General features: G+C 38.5%; 20 protein-coding genes and 2 tRNA genes. 9 read left to right on the top strand and 13 right to left on the bottom strand.

The features are described from left to right. Positions 1-96: 96 nt before the first annotated feature. The 6 genes from H7U19_RS00315 to H7U19_RS00290 all read right to left on the bottom strand — a co-directional run bounded on the left by H7U19_RS00315 (position 97) and on the right by H7U19_RS00290 (position 6,838). Complete coding sequence (locus H7U19_RS00315; protein WP_186557846.1) at positions 97-1,257, bottom strand: metal ABC transporter permease; 1,161 nt, start codon at positions 1,255-1,257, stop codon at positions 97-99. After that, complete coding sequence (locus tag H7U19_RS00310; protein ID WP_186557845.1) at positions 1,250-2,377, bottom strand: metal ABC transporter permease; 1,128 nt, start codon at positions 2,375-2,377, stop codon at positions 1,250-1,252. Before H7U19_RS00310 ends, H7U19_RS00315 begins: the two co-directional genes overlap by 8 nt. 160 nt (positions 2,378-2,537) lie before the next feature. Beyond that, positions 2,538-3,317 (bottom strand): metal ABC transporter ATP-binding protein, encoded by a 780-nt coding sequence (locus H7U19_RS00305; protein WP_222597360.1) that lies wholly within the window; start codon positions 3,315-3,317, stop codon positions 2,538-2,540. A 55-nt stretch (positions 3,318-3,372) separates the two neighbouring features. Continuing rightward, entirely contained in the window at positions 3,373-3,564 is a 192-nt protein-coding gene (locus H7U19_RS00300; protein WP_186557844.1) for a hypothetical protein, read from the bottom strand. A 95-nt stretch (positions 3,565-3,659) separates the two neighbouring features. Then, entirely contained in the window at positions 3,660-4,565 is a 906-nt protein-coding gene (locus H7U19_RS00295) for a metal ABC transporter solute-binding protein, Zn/Mn family (RefSeq protein ID WP_186557843.1), read from the bottom strand. Positions 4,566-4,591: 26 nt separating this feature from the next. Then, complete coding sequence (locus H7U19_RS00290) at positions 4,592-6,838, bottom strand: TonB-dependent receptor (RefSeq protein ID WP_186557842.1); 2,247 nt, start codon at positions 6,836-6,838, stop codon at positions 4,592-4,594. A gap of 98 nt (positions 6,839-6,936) precedes the next feature. On the opposite strand from H7U19_RS00290, the gene H7U19_RS00285 reads away from it, so the two are divergent. Both H7U19_RS00285 and H7U19_RS00280 read left to right on the top strand, forming a co-directional pair. Then, on the top strand, positions 6,937-7,593 hold the full coding sequence (locus H7U19_RS00285; RefSeq protein ID WP_186557841.1) for a metal-dependent transcriptional regulator: 657 nt from the start codon (positions 6,937-6,939) through the stop codon (positions 7,591-7,593). A 209-nt stretch (positions 7,594-7,802) separates the two neighbouring features. Then, on the top strand, positions 7,803-8,954 hold the full coding sequence (locus H7U19_RS00280) for a T9SS type A sorting domain-containing protein (RefSeq protein WP_186557840.1): 1,152 nt from the start codon (positions 7,803-7,805) through the stop codon (positions 8,952-8,954). 225 nt (positions 8,955-9,179) lie between these two features. Here H7U19_RS00280 and H7U19_RS00275 read toward each other — a convergent pair whose 3' ends face one another. From H7U19_RS00275 to H7U19_RS00260, 4 genes are all read right to left on the bottom strand, one after another. Next, positions 9,180-10,061, bottom strand: a complete 882-nt coding sequence (locus H7U19_RS00275) for a 3-keto-disaccharide hydrolase (RefSeq protein WP_186557839.1) — start codon at positions 10,059-10,061, stop codon at positions 9,180-9,182. Positions 10,062-10,336: 275 nt separating this feature from the next. After that, complete coding sequence (gene feoB / locus H7U19_RS00270) at positions 10,337-12,436, bottom strand: ferrous iron transport protein B (protein WP_186557838.1); 2,100 nt, start codon at positions 12,434-12,436, stop codon at positions 10,337-10,339. Further along, positions 12,429-12,665, bottom strand: coding sequence for a FeoA family protein (locus H7U19_RS00265; protein WP_186557837.1), 237 nt, complete (start codon positions 12,663-12,665; stop codon positions 12,429-12,431). Before H7U19_RS00265 ends, feoB begins: the two co-directional genes overlap by 8 nt. A 440-nt stretch (positions 12,666-13,105) precedes the next feature. Further along, the gene (locus H7U19_RS00260; RefSeq protein WP_186557836.1) at positions 13,106-13,771 is read right to left on the bottom strand and encodes an SCO family protein; all 666 of its coding nucleotides are present in this window, start codon (positions 13,769-13,771) and stop codon (positions 13,106-13,108) included. A gap of 160 nt (positions 13,772-13,931) precedes the next feature. On the opposite strand from H7U19_RS00260, the gene rseP reads away from it, so the two are divergent. The 3 genes from rseP (at position 13,932) to H7U19_RS00245 (ending at position 15,540) form a co-directional block, all read left to right on the top strand. After that, complete coding sequence (gene rseP, locus H7U19_RS00255; RefSeq protein ID WP_186557835.1) at positions 13,932-15,251, top strand: RIP metalloprotease RseP; 1,320 nt, start codon at positions 13,932-13,934, stop codon at positions 15,249-15,251. Between the two features lie 101 nt (positions 15,252-15,352). Further along, a tRNA-Asn gene (locus H7U19_RS00250) sits at positions 15,353-15,426 on the top strand. Between the two features lie 42 nt (positions 15,427-15,468). Beyond that, positions 15,469-15,540, top strand: a tRNA-Arg gene (locus tag H7U19_RS00245). A 5-nt stretch (positions 15,541-15,545) separates the two neighbouring features. Here H7U19_RS00245 and H7U19_RS00240 read toward each other — a convergent pair. After that, on the bottom strand, positions 15,546-15,896 hold the full coding sequence (locus tag H7U19_RS00240; protein WP_186557834.1) for an arsenate reductase family protein: 351 nt from the start codon (positions 15,894-15,896) through the stop codon (positions 15,546-15,548). 218 nt (positions 15,897-16,114) lie between these two features. Here H7U19_RS00240 and H7U19_RS00235 point away from each other — a divergent pair, with 218 nt between their 5' ends. Continuing rightward, positions 16,115-16,579, top strand: coding sequence for a DinB family protein (locus H7U19_RS00235; protein WP_186557833.1), 465 nt, complete (start codon positions 16,115-16,117; stop codon positions 16,577-16,579). Here the strand turns inward: H7U19_RS00235 and H7U19_RS17015 are convergent. Together H7U19_RS17015 and H7U19_RS00225 are read right to left on the bottom strand one after the other, a co-directional pair. After that, positions 16,559-17,281 carry a DUF3298 domain-containing protein gene (locus tag H7U19_RS17015; RefSeq protein ID WP_186557832.1) on the bottom strand — a complete coding sequence of 241 codons (723 nt, stop codon included), beginning with the start codon at positions 17,279-17,281 and terminating at the stop codon, positions 16,559-16,561. The genes H7U19_RS00235 and H7U19_RS17015 overlap by 21 nt on opposite strands. Before the next feature lie 23 nt (positions 17,282-17,304). Next, positions 17,305-18,108 (bottom strand): THC0290_0291 family protein, encoded by an 804-nt coding sequence (locus H7U19_RS00225; RefSeq protein ID WP_186557831.1) that lies wholly within the window; start codon positions 18,106-18,108, stop codon positions 17,305-17,307. A 198-nt stretch (positions 18,109-18,306) separates the two neighbouring features. Between H7U19_RS00225 and gdhA the strand changes: the two genes are divergently transcribed. The 3 genes from gdhA (at position 18,307) to recO (ending at position 22,839) form a co-directional block, all read left to right on the top strand. After that, the gene (gene gdhA, locus H7U19_RS00220; protein WP_186557830.1) at positions 18,307-19,650 is read left to right on the top strand and encodes an NADP-specific glutamate dehydrogenase; all 1,344 of its coding nucleotides are present in this window, start codon (positions 18,307-18,309) and stop codon (positions 19,648-19,650) included. A 115-nt stretch (positions 19,651-19,765) separates the two neighbouring features. Continuing rightward, positions 19,766-22,120 carry a type IX secretion system anionic LPS delivery protein PorZ gene (gene porZ / locus H7U19_RS00215; RefSeq protein WP_186557829.1) on the top strand — a complete coding sequence of 785 codons (2,355 nt, stop codon included), beginning with the start codon at positions 19,766-19,768 and terminating at the stop codon, positions 22,118-22,120. Then, a complete protein-coding gene (gene recO, locus H7U19_RS00210; RefSeq protein ID WP_186557828.1) occupies positions 22,120-22,839 on the top strand; it encodes a DNA repair protein RecO in 720 nt (239 codons plus the stop codon). The genes porZ and recO overlap by 1 nt, the downstream gene beginning before the upstream one ends. The last annotated feature ends 3 nt before the right edge of the window (positions 22,840-22,842 follow it).

The following is a 22,842-nucleotide window of genomic DNA, read 5'->3' as shown; positions in this document are numbered from 1 at the left end:
ATTTATACCAAACGTATTATTTTTTTGTTGAACTACATTTAGCAACCTAAAAAGGGAAATTATAACAGGGCGAATCGCGTGTATTTTGTAACGAAATTACCCCCTAAACAAAAAGAAATCATCTTTCATATGTTCAATCTTATTATCCTGATTGGAGATGATATAATCAATGGCCAGAGCGGTGAATTCTTCCCCTTTTTCAGTTAGAGAAACAATGTTTTTATCTAGCTTGATCATGTTGTTTTTTAGGGCCAAATCCAAAACGGTTTTAGAGCGTACCTTTTGCCAATTGATATGTTCGTTGAGGTGGTTCACGTGGCGTTCGCGTTCTTCGGTATGATTCTTCAAATGCAACAAAAATGTGAGCAAGGATACTTCCGTACGTTGTTGCTTCTCGCGATACATAACGGCAATAACCCCCCTATTTGGCGCAAACAAATACACAACTAAAAAGAGTAAGCCTAACATAGTTGTAATCGAACCCGCAATGGAAGCGTCCAGCCAGTGCGCCACCCAATAGCCAGAAATAGCACTTAGCACACCGAAACATATGGCGTAAATCAGCATACGTTTCAATTCATTGGTCAACAAATATGCGGTGGCGGCCGGCGCAATCATTAAAGCCACGACCAAAATGGCACCAACGGCATCAAAAGCCCCAACAGTGGTTACGGACGATACCGTCATTAAGCCATAGTGAATGGCCACGGGTGAAAACCCCAATGATGCAGCCAAACCTGCATCAAATGTGCTTACTTTTAATTCTTTAAAAAAGGCAAAAAGCAATCCAATAGTGAGGATTAAAATGCAACCAATAATCCAGAGGGATTTTGGCCCAACATCTGTACCCGCAATGATAAGTCTGTCAAAAGGGGCAAAGGCCAATTCGCCTAACAAAACGGCATCCACATCCAAATGGACGTCATTGGCATTTTTGGCAATCATAATCACGCCTATACTAAACAATGCAGGGAACACAAGACCGATTGCGGTATCTTCCTTTACCAAACCTGTTTTTTGTATGTATTCCACCAAAACCACGGTCAATATTCCGGTCAGAGCCGCGAGCAATATCAGCAATGGTGAATTCAAATCATGGGTGATGAAAAAGCCAATTACTATTCCCGGCAAAATGGAGTGACTAATGGCATCACTGATCATCGCCATTTTCCGTAACACTAAAAATGTCCCTGGAATAGCACAGGCAATGGCCACCAAACTCGCAATCAATTGTATTTCCAGTTGGGCACTACTCATTGTTATCGTTTTGCTGATTGTACAAATTGGATGCGGCCTTAAAGCCTTCCTCGGTCAAACTCCACATATCGGCGTCTAATTTCACATAATTTTTCCGCACTAATTTCTGAAGGGTGCTTTTTGTGTAGCCTTGAAAGTTGTTCAAGATTTTAATGGCGTGCGGATGGGAAATGTTCTCATGCGTTTCTGCAATATGATACATAAATGCCAAGGTTTTGTGCAATTGCAAATCACGTCGGTTTTTTAAAAACCGTATTTGCTTAAATAGTAAGCCACGGCTTGGGGAAAAAATAAAAGACACCAAAACAAATACACTGGCAACAATAACGATGACTGGTCCGGTGGATAAATTGTTTTGACTGGCACTAATAGCGGTGCCAAACACCCCGGAAAAGGCTCCAAACAAAGCGGCCAAAAATACCATTACGCTTAAACTGTTAGTCCACTGCCGAGCGGCCGCAGCCGGCGCCAAAAGCATGGCGCTCATGAGCACAACACCAACGGTTTGCAAGCCCAGAACAATAGCCAAAACGATAAAAGATGTGATAAGAACATCAATCACTTTGGTATTGAAACCAAGCGTTTTAGTGTAATCCGCATCGAACAGCAGGATTTTAAATTCCTTCCAAAATAGCAAAAGCACAAAGAGGCAAATGCCTGTAATGATAGCCATTACCCATACGTCATATTCAACAAGGGTTGCCGCTTGGCCAAAAAGATATTTATCCAATCCTGCTTGATTGGCATTGGGCTGTTTTTGAATAAATGTCAATAACAACATACCAAATCCAAAAAACAAGGATAATATCAAACCCAAAGCGGTGTCCGATTTAAGATGTGTTTTTTTGATGATTCCGCGAATCCAAAATGTACCAATTAGTCCGCTGATAAGTGCACCTAATAACAGAACATTACTGTCCTTAGTGCCCGTCCATATAAAAGCAATGGCAATACCTGGTAAAGCGGCATGAGAAATGGCATCGCCTAACAGACTTTGTTTTCGCAATACCGCAAAACTGCCCAACATGCCTGTAACCGCTCCCAATATTGCGGTGCCTAAGGTAATAGTCCTTAGGGTATAGTCGGTGAAGACGAGTTTTATGTATTCTGTTATGTCCATAATTCCTGCGAAAGCAAGAATATCTTCCTTTTTCGCCTTGTCAAATTTCTGTCATCCTGAACTTGTTTCAGGATCTTCTTTTTTGTTTTTAGATACAAGGTTTTTAAAAACCTTGCAGGATGGTTTTGAGTTCCCCTTTTGGGGTTAGGGGGCTTCGCTTTTACTCCTGTACACTCACCTTATAATTAATACCATAGGTTTTGGTGAGGTTATCATCATTAAAGATATCCTTCACGGGGCCAGTGGCAATCTTTTTTACATTTAGAAAAGTAACCCAATCGAAATATTCAGGGACAGTTTGTAAATCGTGATGCACAACAATTACTGTTTTTCCCGCTTTGCGCAATGCTTTTAAAATATTAATGATGGCGATTTCCGTAGAGGCATCCACGCCTTGAAACGGCTCGTCCATAAAATAAATCGAGGCATTTTGTACTAGTGCCCTTGCCAAAAAAATACGTTGTTGCTGTCCCCCGGAAAGCTGACTGATCTGCCGGTTTTTAAAAGGGAGCATCCCAACTTTTTCAAGTGCCTCCAGAGCCGCCTTTTTTTGTTGTTGCCCTGGGCGTTTTATCCAACCCAAACTGCCGTATGTGCCCATCATTACTACGTCCAAAGCTGTTGTGGGAAAGTCCCAGTCCACACTTCCTTTTTGGGGAACATATGCGACTAATTGCCTCTGTTCTTCGTAGGGTTTATCATAAATACTAACACTTCCTGCGATGGGTTTTAAAATACCCAAAATCGCTTTGATAAGTGTTGACTTTCCTGCGCCATTTGGGCCAACAATAGCCATAAGGACGCCTTCGGGGATTTCCAGATCGATATCCCAAAGCACCGGTTTGTAGTTGTATGCTACGGTAAGGTCATCCACTTTTACGGCCACCACACCTACGGAGGCAGGTGTCTCATTTATACCGTCGCGTTGTTTTGTGGTCATGTTTTTGTGGCTTCTAATTTATTTTGTACACGGTTAAAGCACTGAATTAAAAGGATCAATAATTATTACTTTTAATATTTTTTTTCTCTTTTTTGAAAGATGTGTTTAATGCATCCATTTCTGCCTTTTTTTCAGATTCCGTCAATTTTGAGCTTTCCTTAATTTTTTCTTTCAGGGAATCGTATCTCTCCTTTAGAGTTTCCAAATGATCGTTTGAACCCAATGCATGTAATTTTAATTCGCTCATAGTTTTTGGTTTAACTTTTTTTAAAAGGCCAATATTTTAACCCTTCCGTCCAGCGGACACCTTCCCTTGAAAAGGGAAGGAACCTGTTCTATTTATTATTTTAGGGCATTGACTATGGTATTTACATTATACCTAAACATACCAATATAAGTTCCCTCAATGGTCCCTGCATCACCAAGAGCATCGGAGTATAAAGTGCCACCAATCACTACTTCATGTCCTTTGGATTTTACCGAGGCTTGAAGGGCTTCAATCGTGCGTTTGGGTACAGAACTCTCCACAAAAATAGCTTTTACCTTATTTTCAATAATATAGGCGGACAGCTTTTGAACGTCCTGAACTCCAGCTTCCGTAGCGGTAGACAAACCTTGTAAACCTACTACTTCAAAATCGAATGCCTTCCCAAAATAGTTAAAAGCATCGTGTGCCGTTACTAAGATACGCTGTTCTTTGGGTAATGCATCGATTGTATCGTAAAGTTCTTTTTTTAGCTTATTTAATTTCTCGACATAAACTTTTCTGTTTGATGCGAAAACATCTTTTTTTTCAGGAACAGCTTCTGATAGGTAATATTCTACGAAATCAGCTGCTTCTTTCCAATAATCTATATCGAACCAAATATGTGGGTCATAATTTGAAGCGAAATAATCCGAACCAATCAACGTGCTTTTATCCAAAGTACTTGATATTGCAATGGTTTTCTTGTTTTTCATTTTTTCGAAAACTTCCACCAACTTACCTTCTAAATGCAAGCCGTTGTAAAAGATAATATCAGCGTTAGCTAATTTAGTAACATCACCTTCACTAGCTTTATATAGATGTGGATCTACCCCACTACCCATCAATCCTTGTACATTAACTAGGGTATCGCCAATATTTTTCACCAAATCGGTTATCATCGTAGTGGTGGTCACCACGTTGATTTTGCCATTGTTCTTCTTTTCGCTTTTGCAACTGAAACAGATAAGAACGAGAATTAAGCTTATTACTATTTTCTTCATTATAAAAGACCTCTGAGAGGCTAAATTTAATTTAAAGTATAGCGTAATCCAAAAAACAATCGCCTGCCTTGATTTGGCGCATATACGTATGACGGATCGAAGGTTAAGGCATACGGGTTGTCAGGTGTTGGAACAACGTTGCCTTCATTGTTAAATTGCACATTTTCATCAAACGGATCATCGGAACGAGCTATTATAAATGGGTTGCCGTCATTTGGGGTCCAATCCAAAATATTTTTCACACCTGCATAGAACTGCATTTTCGCATTGCTTTCATAGGTTAACTGAATGTTTTGAATGCTCCAAGTAGGCGAATATTCGCTTCTTGGGTCCAATTCGCCCAAAAGCGGTAATCGCATGGGGCCGTAAATATTTCCGGTGTAATCGATGGTCAAATTGGTAGGGTAATGTTTGTAGGATAAGGACCAAACCCCAGTAAAACGTTCTGTTAAAATTTGACGCGTCCTTACGCCATTTTCTTTTTGAGATACATCCTGAAATGTTGCGCCAATGGAGGCGTTAATGCCACTACCCAAAACGGTATCAATATTTAAGCTTACTCCTTTGGAGGTAGAGTTGCCGTCCAAATTATCATATATGATGAGGTTGGGATCGGTATCATAATCCGGGATAATGGCATTGGTAAAATAGGTGTACCAGGCAGAAGCATCCAGCGTAATCAAAAAGCCGTTTGTAGTATAAAACTTTTTGAGATAGTTAAGATTGACATTATAGGACTGTTCGGGGTCCAAAGAGCCCTTAATAATAACGTCTCTTGCACCTGTTAAAGCGGCATGTTCCTCGGTAAATAAATTAACTACCCTAAAACCCGTCCCGGCATTTAGTCGGATGATGTCATGTTCCGTGGGTTTGAACCTGTAGGCTATTCTGGGGGTGAATATGGAGCCATGACGACTATCATAATCATATCTTGCTCCAAGCAAAAGATGGTGTTTTTCGGATAGCTGTATTTCATCCTGTGCAAATACGGAGGGGATGGTGACTTCGTCTGCATTTAAGGTAGCAGGGGTACTATCATTGTAAAAGCTGTACCGGGTGGCCAATCCAAAAAGTAGATCGTGGTTTTCCAGAGATTTGTCCCAAATGAATTGTCCAAAACCTATGCGTTGTTGTGCTTTGTATTCAGTATCGCCATAAAATGAATCCTGATCATGGTCAGAGTATGAAAACTGAAAATTCACCTTTTCGGAAAGAGGCAATTGATAGTTCCCGATGATTTCAAAACGGGAGGTGTAAATACTTTCGCCATACACGTCTGTACCTCCCCTAAATTGTTTGTCCCATTGCATTTCGCCCCCCCAACGGTCTTCATAAAAGTATCGTCCTGCCAATGAAAATAGACGGTTGTTATTTCGTTTGAAACTCCATTTTTGAAACACAGAAATTCGATCCTGCAGGGTTACGTCCGTGAAATTGTCATTATTGTCGTCTATGGCGTTGGAATACTTGTAATAATTGGCCCCCACCAATACATCGGCTTTTGACCCAACTCTTGACTTAAAGCCTAAATCGAAATTGGCCTCACCCCAACTGCTCACAAAGTTGTCCATGAAAAATAGAGGGGCATGTTCAGGAAGTTTGGTAATGATATTAATCAGCCCGCCTACGGCTTCACTGCCGTAAAGAGATGATGCGGGGCCTTTGACCACTTCCACTTGTTCAATCAATGAATTGGGAATGCCGGATAAACCATAAACCGTAGAAAGCCCACTCACAATTGGCATCCCGTCAATCATCACCAAAGTATAAGGGCCTTCCAATCCGTTTATGTGAATATCACCAGTATTACAGACATTGCAATTAAGTTGTGGGCGCACGCCGTTAACATTCTGCAAGGCTTCAAAAATATTAGGAGTTGGATTTTTTTTGAAGAATGTTGGGGTGTACACTTCAACGGGTACAGGACTTTCCAATCGCGATACAGCTTTTAAGGTTCCCGTAACGATGACTTCGTCCAACAACTCAGATTGTGGTAAATCGAAGTTTATCGTTATATCTTCAGAGGCAATGGTTATTCTTTTGCGTTGTGTTTGATATCCTGTAAAAGACGCTATAATGGTATAAGTGCCCCTCTTAACATTCGTGATTTTGAAGGTGCCGTAATCCCCCGAAACAGCCCCCATATCAGTACCTTTTAAATAAATATTAACGTAGGGTAACGATTCTCCATCTGAAGTAACTACCCCTGAGATGCTCTGGGCATTAACGGAATAACCTAAAACAATACAACAGAAAGCCAGAATGTTCCTCATTAATATATTTTTTGCAAATATAAAACATATTTTAGATTAGTCTAAAAATAAATTTAAAGCTATAATTATTATATATTTGTATATTCAGAAATGAAGCTATGATCACCCTTACTGAAGAGAACTATATTAAGGCTATTTACCATTTGGGAGAACAAGGAGCTCGCACTGTAAGCACCAACGCCATTGCTCAAGAAATGGAGACCAAGGCTTCCTCGGTTACCGATATGGTGAAAAAACTTTCGGAAAAAGGATACGCCAACTATACCAAATATAAAGGGGTAGATTTGACCGAAACAGGCAAAGATATTGCCCTAAACATCGTCAGAAAACATAGGCTTTGGGAGGTGTTTTTAGTGGATAAACTGAATTTTTCCTGGGACGAGGTACATGAGATTGCCGAACAATTGGAGCACATAAAATCTAAAAAACTAATTGCCCAATTAGACGCTTTTTTAGAGTACCCCACGCACGACCCTCATGGGGATCCTATTCCGGACAAAACCGGTAAGTTCAAAAAGATTGATAAAATTCTGCTATCAGAAACGAAAGTTGGCGACAAATGTATTTGTGTTGGTGTTGTGGATTCTTCACCGGATTTTTTAAAATACCTCGATAAAAATAAAATAGCATTAGGGACTTCACTTGAAGTAATGGATCGGGAGCCTTTTGATAATTCTGTCACTATCAGTATTGACAACAAAGAATTGATAATTTCCAATGTGATTGCTAATAATTTGTTTGTAAAGGTATCTTAGCCGTTTGAAATAGCTTTGTGAATTGAACAGAGTAAAGTCCTTAAACAACAGATATTTGGTTATGGCTCTAATGTTAAGATAGTTACTTGGCTTTTTAAAGATTATTTTCGTAATTTTAATCCACCCTTTACTGACCAAATCTTTCTTACCGATGTTTATTTAAAAGAAGTGATTAATAGCAATAATTATTAACTTTTAAATAAATAGCTATGAAAGCAAAAATTGCAATTTTATTATCTTTTTTGATATGTACTGCCTTTAGCCATTCGCAGGTAGCCGCATTTAGACACTACGCCACTTCAGCTAATATTGACGGTGAAATATCCGTGATAAATGATGTAAGGATCAACGGAAACCCAGATTTGGTAGTTTTGGTAGAAAACGGGAGAACTGACGTTGTCGACAATACAGTAAACAATCCGCATTTTGTTGGTGTAAGATATAATTCCATAACAGGAAGGTATTATGTTTACAATGAAAATCCCGCATACAATATGCCCGAAAACAGCTGTTATAATATTGCCGTATTCGATGAGAACGAAGATAATTTAAAACATATCGTTGACAAGGATAATGCCTTAGCTGAACATTTGACCAGGGTTCTCATAGGGCAAGACGACCCAGATAGAAGATTGCTTTATGGCAGAACACGACCGGAGGACGACGGCGGAATGACCAGCCCTGTTGTGCTTGACCAGCCCATTGAGCTTTATTATAATTGGTTAAGCCCTGGTAATTGGTATATAGCTGTTCCCTCTACTCAAACCATGCCTATAGGTGCTATTTTTAATTTAGCAACACCCGATGGTTTTACAGTGTATCAGCATGAAAGCACTTTTGGCAATATAGGTTCTGAGGTAGTTGCTATTGATGATTTTTCATATTGGACCTGTTTAGATCACCCTTCGCTCAACAACAATCCAAATGCTATAATTTTTGTGCAGCACAGGCGTGAACCCGCTACGGATTTTGTATTCAGGTTACTTTCCGTTTATTATAACACCGCAGCTGGAAAATGGCAGGTACACGTTGAATTGGAAAATTTTATATCGGGCTTTTCTTTTCCAACAAACAGATTATTTGATGTTTTTATTTATAACGGAGCTTTGAGTACTGATAATTTTACTAAGAATGAGGTGAAAGCATTTCCAAACCCCACTGATTCAAAATGGACAATTCAAGCCAACAAAATCATCACCAAAGTTTCAATTTTCAACCTTTTAGGGCAGAAGCTAAAAGTTATTTCGGAAAACCATAGTAATTCTTTAAAAATTGATGTAAGCAACTATAGGTCAGGACATTATTTTGCAAAAATTGAAATGGAAGGCAATACAAAAACACTAAAGCTAATGAAACATTAAAATTACTTTCTTAAAAACCCTTTTATTGAAAAGAGGAGTATGATTTCTATTCCTATAGAAAAAATGACATAAAGAAAATTGATTTCAAATATCAATTTAAGAACCAAACCAGAACAAACTAATATTGAAAATATAGTGAGTCCTTGTTTTAAATCTGAGATAAAAGAATTGGGATTGCATTTATAATCAAGGTAATACCCCACTAGAATTACAATAAGGCCCATCTTACTTAAAGCGGACTTGCTTTCTAATAAATTCCGGAAACTCAGCAATTGGGGTGATGGTCATTTGTTTGTAATAGCATTCTGCTGCTTCAGATTGAATTTGAATTTGCCCCTCAGTTAAAGGTTTGTTCGTTTCAGGGTTTACGGCATTTTCAACAACCATAACAATATCGCCGTTTACCACATACACGGCATCGTTACCAACAACGTAAAGCTCTAAGTGGTTCCAACTGCCATGAGGGTTCTGAGGTTCTAAAAAAGCGTGTATATACCCCTTGCCTTCAAAATAAGTATCTAAATTGGGGTTGTACTGTTTAGTTTTGGCGTTGCCGTCTCCTCTAATTTCAACTTTTGGGGCGTCAACCTTTGGGTTGGCCCTATTACCGGATAAAGAGATGAAGTCTCCAAGGTCTGTTTCTTGTACTTGAAACTCCAAACAGGTTTTCCAAGTATTCCAAAACCTACCATAATCACCGTAACTATGGAACAAAATACCACTGTCCTTTTTTCTAAGAAGTCTAGGCTCCCATTTTTTATTGCCCCATTTAAATTGGGTGCTAAAATGGTAATTGCCATAGCTGTCTTTTGTTGTAATACTTCCGTAGATTTCACCACTGATATTCAATATCGTTTCGCCATTAATATTGGTGGTGGTAAATACATTTTTTATATCATTATTCAATCCTAAAGGCTCACCCTTTGTAACATCATCTGATTGATAAGTATCTTCGGGTAAACCTACTACGGTACTATGTGGTACACCGATAAATTTATTGAAATTAGTTAGGTTGGCATCTAGTAAGTTTATACTTTTTTGGTTTTCCTGTGAAAACGTAAAGGCTGTGCTTATTAAGCAGAGAACAAAGAGTGCAGTTTTTTTCATTGGAGGGAAAGTGGTTAATTATTTATTAAAGATAAATAGTTTTATTTACACACACAATCATCATTCCCACAGGCCTTTTCGGCTTTAGGTTTTTTAAAAAAGAACTTTTTAACCAAAAACGACACTGCTAATAATACAGCTGTAAATACTAAAATATTTTGAATTAGATCATTCATGATATTGTTTTTATTCCCTCCTTGAGGAGGGTTAGGGGGGTGTTTTGGATATCTAGTTTAGTATTCAGAAATACCCACCTAAATCCCCTCAAGGGGATATTATTTCAAAAATTGGAACGCTATCAAAGCTACAAGATACGCAAAACTGCTCATAATCACCAGTTGCAAAACGGGCCATTTCCAACTGTTCGTTTCCTTTTTTACTATTGCGAGGGTACTCATACATTGCATGGCAAATGCGTAGAACAACAATAATGAAATCCCTGAGGCAAAATTAAATAATGGCCCTCCCAAAATCGGGTTAACCTCGGCAGCCATTCGGGTTTTTATAGTGGCTTCGTCGTCGCTACCCACACTGTATATGGTAGCCAAAGTACCCACAAACACCTCTCGCGCGGCAAACGAACTTACAATGGCAATCCCTATTTTCCAATCGTAGCCCAATGGCCTGATGACTGGCTCAATCGCTCTCCCGGTAATTCCGATAAAGGAATGCTCCAGTTTATACGAGGCAACTTTTTGCTGTAATTCGGCTTCATTCAAATTTTGAGATGCGTATTCAGTCTTTACAATAGATTCTGCATTATTAAATTGTTCCCCCGGACCATAAGATGCCAGAAACCAAAGAATAATGGAAATGGCCAAAATAATTTTCCCTGCCCCGAGTACAAATGATTTGGTTTTTTCGATGACCGTTAAAGCCACATTCTTAAACATGGGCAACTTGTAATTGGGCATTTCAATCACAAAAAAGGACTTGCTACGGATTTTTAAAACCTTGTTTAAGATTTGTGCGGACAAAATAGCCGTACCAAACCCTATAAGGTACAACAGCATTAAGGTTAATGCTTGATAGCTCAGTCCAAAAAAGCGACCTTCAGGAATAACCAAGGCGATAATAATCAAATATACCGGTAATCGTGCAGAACAAGTAGTAAACGGTGTAACCAAAATGGTAATCAAACGCTCCTTCCAACTTTCGATATTCCGTGTGGCCATAATGGCCGGAATGGCACAGGCCGTGCCAGAAATTAAAGGCACCACACTTTTGCCACTCAGTCCAAAACGGCGCATAATCCGGTCCATCAAAAATACCACTCGACTCATATAGCCGCTTTCCTCCAGTACAGCAATAAACAAGAACAAAAAGGCAATCTGAGGAATAAAAATAACAATCCCGCCCAATCCGGGAATAATGCCCTCGGCAATCAAATTAGTAAATGCACCTTTAGGCAATGTGTCTTTTATCCACTCGCTCATACTGGCAAATGCACTGTCAATAAAATCCATAGGTACTTCTGCCCAATCATAAATGGCCTGAAAAATGGCCAATAAAATCACCCCAAAAATCACATAGCCCCAAACCTTGTGGGTTAAAATCCTATCTAATTTAATTCGTAAATCCTTGGCTTGGCTCAAATCGATGGTCTGCCCTTTGGCCAAAGCTTCATTAATAAATTGATAGCGTTTGATCGTTTCTTTTTGCTGTAGACGTTTTAAACCTGCTTTGCTTTTCGTCTTAAAATCAGCAACGGCATCAAACTCTTTTCGGTTGGTTTTGCCGAAGTTTACATCCTGTGTAATCACCAACCACAGCTTATATAGCAACTGGTTTGGAAATGCCTTTTTTAGATTTCCGAAATAAGACGGATCAATTGTAGTAGTGTCCAAACAGGGTTTTACCGAAATCTCTTTGTGATTAGTAATCAAATCCTTAAGAGCATCAATCCCCTCATTTTTTCGCGTGCTGATTAAGGCGATTTTGGTATGGAGTTTTTCTTCCAAGTAGCCAATATCCAGCGAAATCCCTTTATATTTCATACGATCGGCCATGTTGATGACCAACAATGTAGGGATTTCCAAATCCTTTATTTGAGTGAAAAGCAACAAGTTACGCTTCAGATTTTCTACATCGGTAACCACCACGGCAATATCAGGGAAATCCTTGTCATTTCGGTTCAACAACAGTTCGATAACCACATTCTCATCCAACGAAGAAGCGTTGAGGCTATACGTTCCAGGTAAATCGATAATGTGCGCCTTCACCCCACGGGGCAATTTGCAAACCCCTTCCTTTTTTTCAACAGTAATCCCGGGGTAGTTGCCCACCTTTTGGTTCAAGCCCGTAAGCGCATTAAAAACAGAGGTTTTCCCCGTATTTGGGTTCCCGATTAAAGCAACGTTTATCTGTTTACTCATGCGTCACTTTTTCAATTAAAATATGGGAAGCTGTCTCTTTTCTGATGGCCAAGTGCGTGCCGTTTACATTCAAATACATCGGGTCCTGAAATGGTGCCAGTTGTACCAACTCCACCGAATTGCCCGGCAAACAGCCCATTTCCAACAATTTTAAAGGAATGTGAATTGACGAAACATCAGTAATTACTGCATGTTCACCGCGTTTTAAATGTGCCAAAGTTTGCTTCAAGCTTATTTAGATTGATTTTAAAGAAGCAAAAATAAGCCAAAAGTTTAGAACTATAAAGGTTTATTTGCAAAGAGTTAAAAGAACCTGTAAATAGTGATATTTTGGAATTTTTAACAAATTAAAGATGCTATATTGGGTGATTTTATTCTTACGCAATCGTTTTCGGGATAATATAGCACACATACTTATCAAGATGCTTGTTTTTCACTTATTATGAGCAACTTAGTTTTGTCCCTATAATTTAATTGAAAAAATTATGGAAAGAAGTAAGAGAAAATTAGTAGTAGAAACTAAAGTTGGTACGTTAACCAAAACCTTTAGTAATGCAAGTTCAATAGTTTGGAACTCAAGAAGGCGTTATAAATAAGTAAAACCTTAGAAGATAAAAGCTCCTATTAATATTCATAGGAGCTTTTTTTTTTACCCTCAAGTTACTGCCCCTACTCTTCTTTTAAAACTGAAATATCGCTAAGTAGTCTTTTAATTTCTACCGGATTGGTGCCATCATAAAACCCACGTATTTGTCGTTTTTTATCAATCAGCATAAAATTTTCAGTGTGAATCATATCAAAGGGGCCACCGTCACCATTGTCCTTAACAGCCAAATAACTCTTTCGTGCAAGGGCATAAATTTCCTTTTTGTCGCCCGTCACCAAGTTCCATTTTGAATCATTAACCCCCTTTTTAATGGCATAGCGTTTTAACTGCGCCACCAAATCAATTTCAGGAGTAACGGAATGCGACAGCAATAACACGTCATTATCATCCATAATTTCCTTTTGGATTTGCACCATGTGATCTGTCATAATCGGACAGATAGTCTGGCAGGTTGTAAAAAAGAAATCCGCTACATAAATTTTGTCCTTGTAATCGTCTTGGGTAACGGTTTTTCCGTTTTGATTTATCAAACTAAAATCAGCAATTTTATGGTACTTTTTTTGATGTTGGATGGTGCTGTCTACCAATTCCCTGCTTACCATCACTGGCTGATAAATAGGCAATGGCTGATACACATTCAGGGTGCTGTAAATAATGGAAACTATAATGATAGATATGATTCCAAAAACAATTGCAAATACCTTATAATCCTTAAAAAATGAGAGCATAAACGGGCTAAATGAACAAATTTGTGCAAAAATACGATGAATTTTTCCGAGTACGAGGAGGGCCTCAACTTAAAATACTGTTAAAACAAAGGCTATCCGGCAAACGGCTTTTTAAACTTGGTTTAAAAGCTTACTTTTGTGCGGTTAAAAAAAGGAATTCATGACGATATTGACCCAAATTGTACAATTTATACTCATCATATCTATTTTGGTGGTGCTCCACGAACTCGGGCATTACTTGACTGCCAAATGGTTTAAGACCAAAGTTGAAAAATTTTACCTATTCTTTAACCCATGGTTTTCGCTATTCAAAAAGAAAATCGGTGAAACCGAATACGGAATCGGTTGGTTGCCCATGGGGGGCTACGTAAAAATAGCCGGAATGATTGATGAAAGTATGGATACCGAGCAAATGGAAAAAGAGCCACAGCCATGGGAATTCCGTTCGAAACCAGCTTGGCAAAGATTGATCATTATGCTAGGAGGTATTATAGTCAATGTGCTTTTGGCATGGTTTATCTACTCGGCATTGTTAATTAAAGATGGTGACACGTATATTCCAATGGAAAATTTGGAACACGGGATTTATGTGAATGAAAATGGCGAGGCACTCGGATTTAAAACTGGCGATAAGATAGTTTCAATCGATGGTGATACGGCCACAAGATTTGATGATTTAATGCTGAATGTGATTTTAGGTGAAGAAGTAGTTGTGGAAAGAAACGGAGCGAATAAAACCATTCCGATAACAGATGAAGCCTTGAAATCTGTATTCTCGGGATTAAAGAACGTATTTTTCTTTCCAAGGTTTGAAGCATTAATCGATTCCGTTCCATCTAACAGCGGCGCTCACAAAGGAGGATTGCAAAAAGGCGATAAGATTGTAGCTATTGATGGGAAATCTTTGCAGTTTACGGACGAATTGAAAGCATATTTGGATAATGTGGATAACGATACCGTTACTGTTGCCGTAAATCGGGGCGGAAGCATTGTTGACAAAAAAGTAGCCCTAACGGATAAAAGATTAGGTGTAGTACTATCCGTTGACCCCGACAAGTTTATCAAAACTGACGACTATGGGTTTTTCGCGGCCATCCCGGCTGGACTAGCAAAAACTTACGATGTTTTGGTAAAACAGGTAAAGCAACTTAAAGTGATTTTTAAGCCCAAAACCGAAGCCTATAAGCAAGTGAAGGGCCCAATTGGTATCGTAGAAATGATGCCCCCCACTTGGGATTGGACGTTCTTTTGGAGATTTACGGCCATGTTCTCGATATGGTTGGCATTCGTAAATATATTGCCAATTCCAGCTTTGGACGGCGGACACGCCATGTTTTTAACCTATGAAATCATATCAGGAAGACCACCAAGCCAAAAGGTTTTAGAAAAGGGACAAATCATTGGTTTCGTTATTATTATGGGAATAATGCTTTTAGTGTTCGGTAACGATATTTGGAATATTGTAAAGCGCTTTATTTAATTTTGAATCAGGACAAAAACTACATTAAAAATTCTTAAAAGTAGTTTTGCTTTAATTAAAAATTAGTATATATTTGCGCTCGCAAAACGCGAAACTAACCTTCCTCAGTAGCTCAGTTGGTTAGAGCATCTGACTGTTAATCAGAGGGTCGCTGGTTCGAGCCCAGCCTGAGGAGCAAAAAAGCCTTAACATCTCAAGTTAGGGCTTTTTGATTTTTGGCTCCATAGTTCAAGGGATAGAACAAAAGTTTCCTAAACTTTAGATCCAGGTTCGAGTCCTGGTGGAGTCACTTTTTTAATTCAAAACTTCTTTTACGGCCTCCACCGTCTTTTTCGAATTCCCAATAAATATCTGGTCATCAATAATAATAACAGGTCGGCTTAAAAAGGTGTAATGCTCCAGAATATAGTGTTTAAAATCTTTTTCTGTAAGATTCTGATTTTTTAAATCCATCTTCTTGTATAGCTGAGCACGCTTGCTGAAAAGAGATTCGTAGCTTCCGGAAAGTACTGCCATTGCTTCAATTTGCTTAACGGTTATGGGTTCTGTTTTTATATCCTGTAATACAAATTCATCGGATAAATCCAATTCCCTTAAAATTCTAATGCAGGTACTGCAGGTTTTTAGGTAGTAAACTTTTTTCATGGTTTTGACGGTTTCAGAACACAAATTAAAACCATATAGCTAAATCAACATAAAATAACATGAATATTTTGATTAAAAAACCAAATTTCCTCGTTAAAAATTATCGTCGTAACCGAGACTATGCCTCAAATTTTTGCCTCGAACTTTATTTTTTTTCTTTAAAATCTTCTACGTCATTTTATGTTGATTTAGCTATATTTATCAAAAATTTAAATTAGATGGAATTTACATTTCAGGTTTTGAATAACACACGAGGCATATTCAAAAAAATCATAGAAAATAATTCGTTAGAAGATTTAAATAAAGTCCCTAAAGGCTTCAACAACAATATCATTTGGAACATCGCCCATGCGGTAGTTTCTGAGCAACTGCTAGCCTATAAATTGTCGGGGTTGGAATCGTCATTATCAGATGAAATGATAAACAAATACCGAAAGGATAGTAAGCCTAATGGTGATGTAAGCCAAGTTGAAGTAGATGAGATAAAAGGACTTTTGCACTCAAACCTTGAAAAAACACAGGAGGATTACTACAACGATGTTTTTCAGGATTATAACGCTTATACAGTTTCAACAACGGGCAATACTTTGAATAATATTGATGAGGCCCTACAGTTTATTGCTATCCACGAGGGCCTGCATTACGGCTATGTTTTGGCACTTTTAAAGGCCTTGAAAGGCTAGATAACCCTCAGCGTTTTCAAAAGGAATGGTAAAGTCGATAATGCCTTTTGCATACGGTGCAATTTCGTAAGGATTGTAAAGTAGAATGATGCCTTCTTCGGTATAACCCATATTGGCTGGTAGGCTGAATGAGTCAGGTTCAAAAAGGACAGATCTATCCTCAACTGCTTTGTTAAAATAGGATTTTGCAAGGGCTTTAAAACCATCAATGTTTTTAAAAAGATTTTCGTTCTGAATGGGCTTTCCTGTTGTGGCATCAAAATTCAAAAATGAAATATTGGTGTTGCCGTGTGCCCCTCCAGTATTTAGATAGGAAGTAATTGCAATTGTAATAATTCCAGGTGACGAAAAGGTTACCTCCCCATCTATCTGTGCTTCCCATATTTGGTTGCTTTCAGGAAAATCTTTTATAAAATCCTTATAAGCTGTATTAAAAGCTTCAATTTCTTCTTCCAGAGACAAGTTTTTGCTATCGATTTCAGGTTCGCCAATTGAAAGCACGCCTGCTACGAATCGCTCGATCTCAGCGTTAATATTTTTTCCTATGATATTTTCTTGAGAAGCTTCTGGAATATGGATTTGGACGATGGCATTGTTTTTCGTTGTTTTTTCAACTTCAGAAAAAGCAATGGTTTTGGGTTCATCTTTGCAGGAGATAAAGAAAAAGACAAATGAAACACCTAAAAATATCTTCTTCCTCACAGCAAAATTAATTTACAGAATAGTTAATCCAGATAGTAGATATAACCAAAGTTTAACCATACCAACCAATCGTTGTGCCTATTGTATGATAGGTTATGGTTAAGCCCGTCTATCCAGTCACTGAAATAATATTGCCATCTTAAATCCAGCATAATATCAGCTAAGGGCGCTACTTTATAGCGAAAGCCAACACTTGTAACAGTAGACCACGTTCCGCCTGGGGAAGCGTCTACAGAGCCTGGTGCCCATCCCGAATAGAAGTTGCTAGAATTTGTAACATCTCCAATCAAAAGTGGGTTGGGATTATCATAAGTTGTAGAAACTTCGGGAGTATATCGCGTGTAGTGAACACCCAAACTTACAAAAGGAGCCAATCGATAGCCATAAGCCTGAAACGAACGAATACTCAGGGGAAAGAACTCAAGCTGCGTACCTATATCCAAGTTTTTAGCCACACCCTTGTGCGCTCTTAACTGGTTAGCCTCTTCGGTTGTTCTACTAGGATCAACCCATTTTCCGAAGTGCTCCAACTTGGTTCTATTCCACGAAATCTCATTTCGCAATTTAAAGTGGTCATTAAAATAAGTATCTGTAGAATAGCAATTACAATCAGCTCTGTAAGAGAAGTTGATGTAGTGCACAATGCCAATACCAATGCCCGAATTTCCAAAATTCGTTTCTTCGTTTTCTCGAACACCATAATCTGACCTGAATTGAACAGGTCCTGTGATAACGCCTATTTCGTGAGAGAAGCCCAATTGAGAGTACCCAGTTTGGCAAATGGCAAATAAGCCAAAGACTAAAGCTAAACGTTTAAAGTTAAGCATAATTAGATTTTTGTTTTCGAGGGCGTTAACGCAACAAATATATAAAATGCCGATGAACTACCAAATATTTCTGATAAAGCGCACTTTGCTTTCTCCTTCTATTGCGAAAAATTAAAAAAAACTGCTATATTTTTACAGATAACGTATATTTGCACCTTAAAATTGTTTTTTTATTAAAATTTAAACATTTGTTAATCCATGAAAGAAATTATTGCCGAGTTTTTAGATATGGTAAAAGAGCGTAACGGCCATGAACCAGAATTTTTACAAGCGGTGGAAGAAGTCGCTGAAACCGTAATACCCTATATCGTCCAGCACGACATTTATTATGGGAAAAACGTACTACTCAGAATGGTAGAACCTGAGCGACTGGTCTCATTTAGGGTATGCTGGGTGGACGATGACGGAGAAATTCAGGTCAATCGTGGATACAGAATTCAGATGAACTCGGCTATAGGACCTTACAAAGGCGGATTGCGATTTCATCCCACTGTAAATGCAAGTATTTTGAAATTTTTGGCGTTTGAACAGGTTTTCAAAAATAGCTTGACTACTTTGCCCATGGGAGGAGGAAAAGGCGGCAGTGATTTTGACCCAAAAGGGAAAAGCGATAACGAAATAATGCGCTTTTGTCACGCATTTATGAGCGAATTATTCAGGCATATCGGCCCAAATACGGACATACCCGCAGGTGATATTGGTGTGGGCCAACGTGAGATAGGTTTCCTTTTCGGGAAGTACAGAAAGTTGCGAAATGAGTTCACCGGAGTATTAACGGGAAAAGGGTTAACCTGGGGAGGCTCTTTAATTCGGCCAGAAGCTACCGGATATGGAACGGTTTACTTTGCCGAAAATATGTTGAGGACGAAAAATGACAATTTTGAAGGCAAAACGGTTGTAATTTCAGGCTCTGGAAACGTCGCGCAGTATGCGGCCGAAAAGTGTATTGTCATAGGTGCAAAAGTGGTTACCCTTTCCGATTCTTCGGGGTATATTTATGATAAAGATGGAATCGATGCAGATAAATTGAAATTTGTGATGCATCTAAAGAATGTAAAAAGAGGCAGAATCAAGGAATACGTAAAAGAATATCCGGAAGCCAAATTTGTAAAAGGCAAAACGCCCTGGAGTGAGAAATGCGATATTGCTCTACCGTGTGCCACACAAAACGAACTGGATATAGAGGATGCAAAGGCCTTGCTGGCCAATGGCTGTATGTGTGTAAGCGAAGGTGCCAATATGCCTTCCACAAACGAAGCTATAAAAGAATTCCACAAGGCAAGAATTTTATTTGCCCCTGGAAAGGCATCAAATGCTGGAGGTGTAGCTACCTCAGGTCTAGAAATGACCCAGAATTCGCTTCGTTATAAATGGACTCGGGAAGAAGTGGACAAAAAACTTCGGGAAATCATGCAAGATATCCACAATTCCTGCACGGAATACGGGCAGGAAGACGATGGATATATTGATTATGTAAAAGGTGCGAATATAGCTGGGTTTGTAAAAGTAGCTGACGCTATGTTGGCACAGGGTGTTGTTTAATATTTGGTTCATTATATTTTGAAAGCTTCCTTTTGGGAAGCTTTTTTGCTTTAAGTATATTATTTTAAGCCAAAACTCGTTACTAATAAATATATTTGAGCGCAGAAAAGAGTCTATGATTAAAAGAGTACTTCTATTATTGGTATGCCTTGTGCCATTGTTTTTGGACGCACAAGATTTTTCCGCACTCTGGAAAGGGCATTTTTCCTATTTTAAAATTACCAAAGTAATAAATGGTGGTGAAAATCAAGTCTATGGGGCATCAGAAAATGCAGTGTTTCGTTACGACACGCAAACCAGGGAAATAGAGGAGATAACCACGGTAAATGGGCTGTCGGGAGATGAAATATCCACTATTTTTTATAGCGATACTTATGAGTTGCTGTTGATAGGGTATGAAAATGGACTGATAGAAGTGGTACTTGATAATGACAATGATGTATTATCTGTGGTTGATATACTTGACAAAACCACCATTCCACCTTCACGAAAAAAAATAAATCATATTAATGCGTTGGGAAATTTGGCCTATATAGCAACAGATTTTGGTATTTCTGTTTACGATATGGAACGACTGGAATTTGGAGATACTTATTTTATAGGTGACGGCGGTAGTCAAATTGGTGTAAATCAAACCACAGTTTTTGGAGAGTACATATACGCGGCTTGCTCAGAAGGGCAAGGCATAAGAAAAGGATCGATTTCCAATCCAAACTTAATTGATTTCCAAAATTGGACGACCATTATAAATGGAGATTTTTTAGCAATTGAAGCAACGGAGAATAACATTTATACTATCCGAAGCAATAGAAGAATCTATGAATTAGTTAATGATGCCTTAGTTGAGAGAGTTTTGTATGGTAATACCCCCGTCGAGCTTACATCAGCGGGAAACAACTATGTTGTAACTACAAATACGAATGTTTTTGTTTATGACGAAAGTCTTGATTTATTAAGCCAGGTCGATATAAGCCCGGAGTTTGATACCAGATACCTTTCCGCAACATTGGTTTCAGAGGATTTGTTTATCGGAACACAGGAGTATGGGGTTTTAAAGACCCCTATATCAAATCCTATTACTTTTGAAGAAATACATCCGGATGGCCCATTATTAAACAGTCCTTTTTCGGTAAAAGCGCAGTCCAACAATGTTTGGGTGACTTTTGGCGAATACTCGATTTTTTTAAATCCATATCCATTGAATAGTCGCGGGTTTAGTTTGTTTAATGGAGACGCTTGGACCAATACGCCTTATTCCGACGTTTTGGGAGCAAGGTGTTTAAATAGCATATCCATTAATCCTTTTAATAATAATCAAGTTTTTATAAGCTCTTTTTTTAACGGCCTTTTGGAGGTAAATGATGGATTCCCGAGCTTTTTGTTTGACCAGACTAATAGCGGACTAGAATCCTTAATATCAGCTTCAAACCCTGACTATGTTGATATAAGGGTAGGTATGTCCAAGTTTGATACAGATGGATTGCTTTGGACCATAACAAGTCGAATTACAAAACCTCTGAAATCTTATGACCCCAGTAGTGGTAACTGGAATTCATATGCATTCACTGGCGTTCTGCCGGACGACGATATTGCGGGCAATCTTGGATATAGAGATATGGCTATAGGACCGGACGGCACAAAATGGGTGGTGTCATACAATAGGGGAATTATTGGTTTTAATGAAAACGGAGGAAATCCAAAAGTTAAGGCGTTATACAAAGAAGAGGATAATATGCCTTCGGATTTTGCAACAGCCGTGGCCGTTGATAGACGAGGGCAAGTTTGGGTCGGGACTTTTAGAGGACTAAGAGTAGTTTTTAACGCTTCTGGGTTTTTTGAGGATGATGACGCAAGGGCTAGTGAAATTATTATTGAGCAAGACGGAATTGCAAGGGAGTTATTGTTTCAACAACTAGTCTCAAGAATAGTTGTTGATGGATCAAATAATAAATGGATTGGTACTGTTGGATCTGGATTGTTTTACCTTTCATCAGATGGTCAAAACACTATTTTTCATTTTACAAAGGAAAATTCCCCATTACCTTCAAACACAATTACCGATATTTCCTTGGACGATACCAATGGCACCTTATATATTGCCACAGATAAAGGATTAGTATCTTTCGCGTCCGGTGGCTCTGGTACAACAGAGGATTTTTCATCGTCGCACGCCTATCCCAATCCTGTTCGACCCAATTTCAATATTGTCGACGACAAAGTAAAAATAAAGGACATTCCAGAAAATGTCAATATAAAGATTACTGATATTGAAGGGAATTTGGTCGCCGAAGCACAATCCCGAACCAATTTAAGATATAACGGCTATAATTTGGAAATTGACGGCGGTACGGCCTATTGGAATGGGAAAAACTTAGCCAATAATGTTGTGGCATCCGGAGTTTATCTTATCATGCTTGCCGACATGGACAGCTTTGAAACTAAGGTGATAAAATTAATGGTAGTGAGATAATGCTGTGCACTACCCGAGCCATTGTTCTATCCAAATTAAAATATAGGGATAACGATTTAATTGTAAAGTGTTATACAAAACAACTCGGGGTAGTTGGCTTTTTAATAAGAGGCGCACTGAAATCCAAAAAGTCCGGAACAAAAACAGCATATTTTCAGTTGCTATCCCAACTCCAAATCACTTTTAATTATAATCCCTCGCGCTCATTGCACTCCATAAAAGAAGTGAGGCCTCATTATCTCTACGGTACTCTGCATTCCCATGTTCTCAAAAGTGCCGTAGTCCTATTTTTATCTGAAGTATTGACAACTAGCTTAAGAGAAGAAGAAAACAATGAAGAATTGTATTCTTATTTGGAAACGGCCTTGCAATGGTTTGATATACACACCGAATATTCAAACTTTCATTTGCTCTTTTTGCTCAAGTTCAGCAAATATCTCGGTTTTTATCCGGAGGAAAGAGAAATGGACCTTGGTTTTTTTAATTTGATGGACGGCACATTTACAAGTGAAAGCCACGATAAATACACCGTTTCAGGAGAAAATTTAATACTTTTAAAACGTTTGTTAGGCACAACATTTGATGCCTTGGATAGTATAAAAATAAGCGCATCGCGAAGGCAATCATTTTTAAGTATGATGTTGCTTTATTTTGAACTACATTTGGGCGGTTTTAAAACTCCCAAATCACTACAGGTTTTTAATCAAGTATTTAATTAGGAC

This window comes from Hyunsoonleella aquatilis (assembly GCF_014270105.1).
GTDB lineage: Bacteria > Bacteroidota > Bacteroidia > Flavobacteriales > Flavobacteriaceae > Jejuia > Jejuia aquatilis.
The sequence above is the reverse complement of the archived record's forward strand: the minus strand, read 5'-3'. Positions and strand labels throughout refer to the sequence as shown.

Excerpts from the sequence above, each read along its gene's own strand:
- H7U19_RS00225 (WP_186557831.1), bottom strand. The coding sequence starts at position 18,108 with ATGCTTAACTTTAAACGTTTAGCTTTAGTCTTTGGCTTATTTGCCATT.
- H7U19_RS00305 (WP_222597360.1), bottom strand. The coding sequence starts at position 3,317 with ATGACCACAAAACAACGCGACGGTATAAATGAGACACCTGCCTCCGTA.
- H7U19_RS00260 (WP_186557836.1), bottom strand. The coding sequence starts at position 13,771 with ATGCTCTCATTTTTTAAGGATTATAAGGTATTTGCAATTGTTTTTGGA.
- H7U19_RS00275 (WP_186557839.1), bottom strand. The coding sequence starts at position 10,061 with ATGAAAAAAACTGCACTCTTTGTTCTCTGCTTAATAAGCACAGCCTTT.
- H7U19_RS00290 (WP_186557842.1), bottom strand. The coding sequence starts at position 6,838 with ATGAGGAACATTCTGGCTTTCTGTTGTATTGTTTTAGGTTATTCCGTT.
- rseP (WP_186557835.1), top strand. The coding sequence starts at position 13,932 with ATGACGATATTGACCCAAATTGTACAATTTATACTCATCATATCTATT.
- gdhA (WP_186557830.1), top strand. The coding sequence starts at position 18,307 with ATGAAAGAAATTATTGCCGAGTTTTTAGATATGGTAAAAGAGCGTAAC.
- H7U19_RS00310 (WP_186557845.1), bottom strand. The coding sequence starts at position 2,377 with ATGGACATAACAGAATACATAAAACTCGTCTTCACCGACTATACCCTA.
- feoB (WP_186557838.1), bottom strand. The coding sequence starts at position 12,436 with ATGAGTAAACAGATAAACGTTGCTTTAATCGGGAACCCAAATACGGGG.
- H7U19_RS00285 (WP_186557841.1), top strand. The coding sequence starts at position 6,937 with ATGATCACCCTTACTGAAGAGAACTATATTAAGGCTATTTACCATTTG.
- H7U19_RS00240 (WP_186557834.1), bottom strand. The coding sequence starts at position 15,896 with ATGAAAAAAGTTTACTACCTAAAAACCTGCAGTACCTGCATTAGAATT.
- H7U19_RS00295 (WP_186557843.1), bottom strand. The coding sequence starts at position 4,565 with ATGAAGAAAATAGTAATAAGCTTAATTCTCGTTCTTATCTGTTTCAGT.
- H7U19_RS00235 (WP_186557833.1), top strand. The coding sequence starts at position 16,115 with ATGGAATTTACATTTCAGGTTTTGAATAACACACGAGGCATATTCAAA.
- H7U19_RS00280 (WP_186557840.1), top strand. The coding sequence starts at position 7,803 with ATGAAAGCAAAAATTGCAATTTTATTATCTTTTTTGATATGTACTGCC.
- porZ (WP_186557829.1), top strand. The coding sequence starts at position 19,766 with ATGATTAAAAGAGTACTTCTATTATTGGTATGCCTTGTGCCATTGTTT.
- recO (WP_186557828.1), top strand. The coding sequence starts at position 22,120 with ATGCTGTGCACTACCCGAGCCATTGTTCTATCCAAATTAAAATATAGG.
- H7U19_RS00300 (WP_186557844.1), bottom strand. The coding sequence starts at position 3,564 with ATGAGCGAATTAAAATTACATGCATTGGGTTCAAACGATCATTTGGAA.
- H7U19_RS00315 (WP_186557846.1), bottom strand. The coding sequence starts at position 1,257 with ATGAGTAGTGCCCAACTGGAAATACAATTGATTGCGAGTTTGGTGGCC.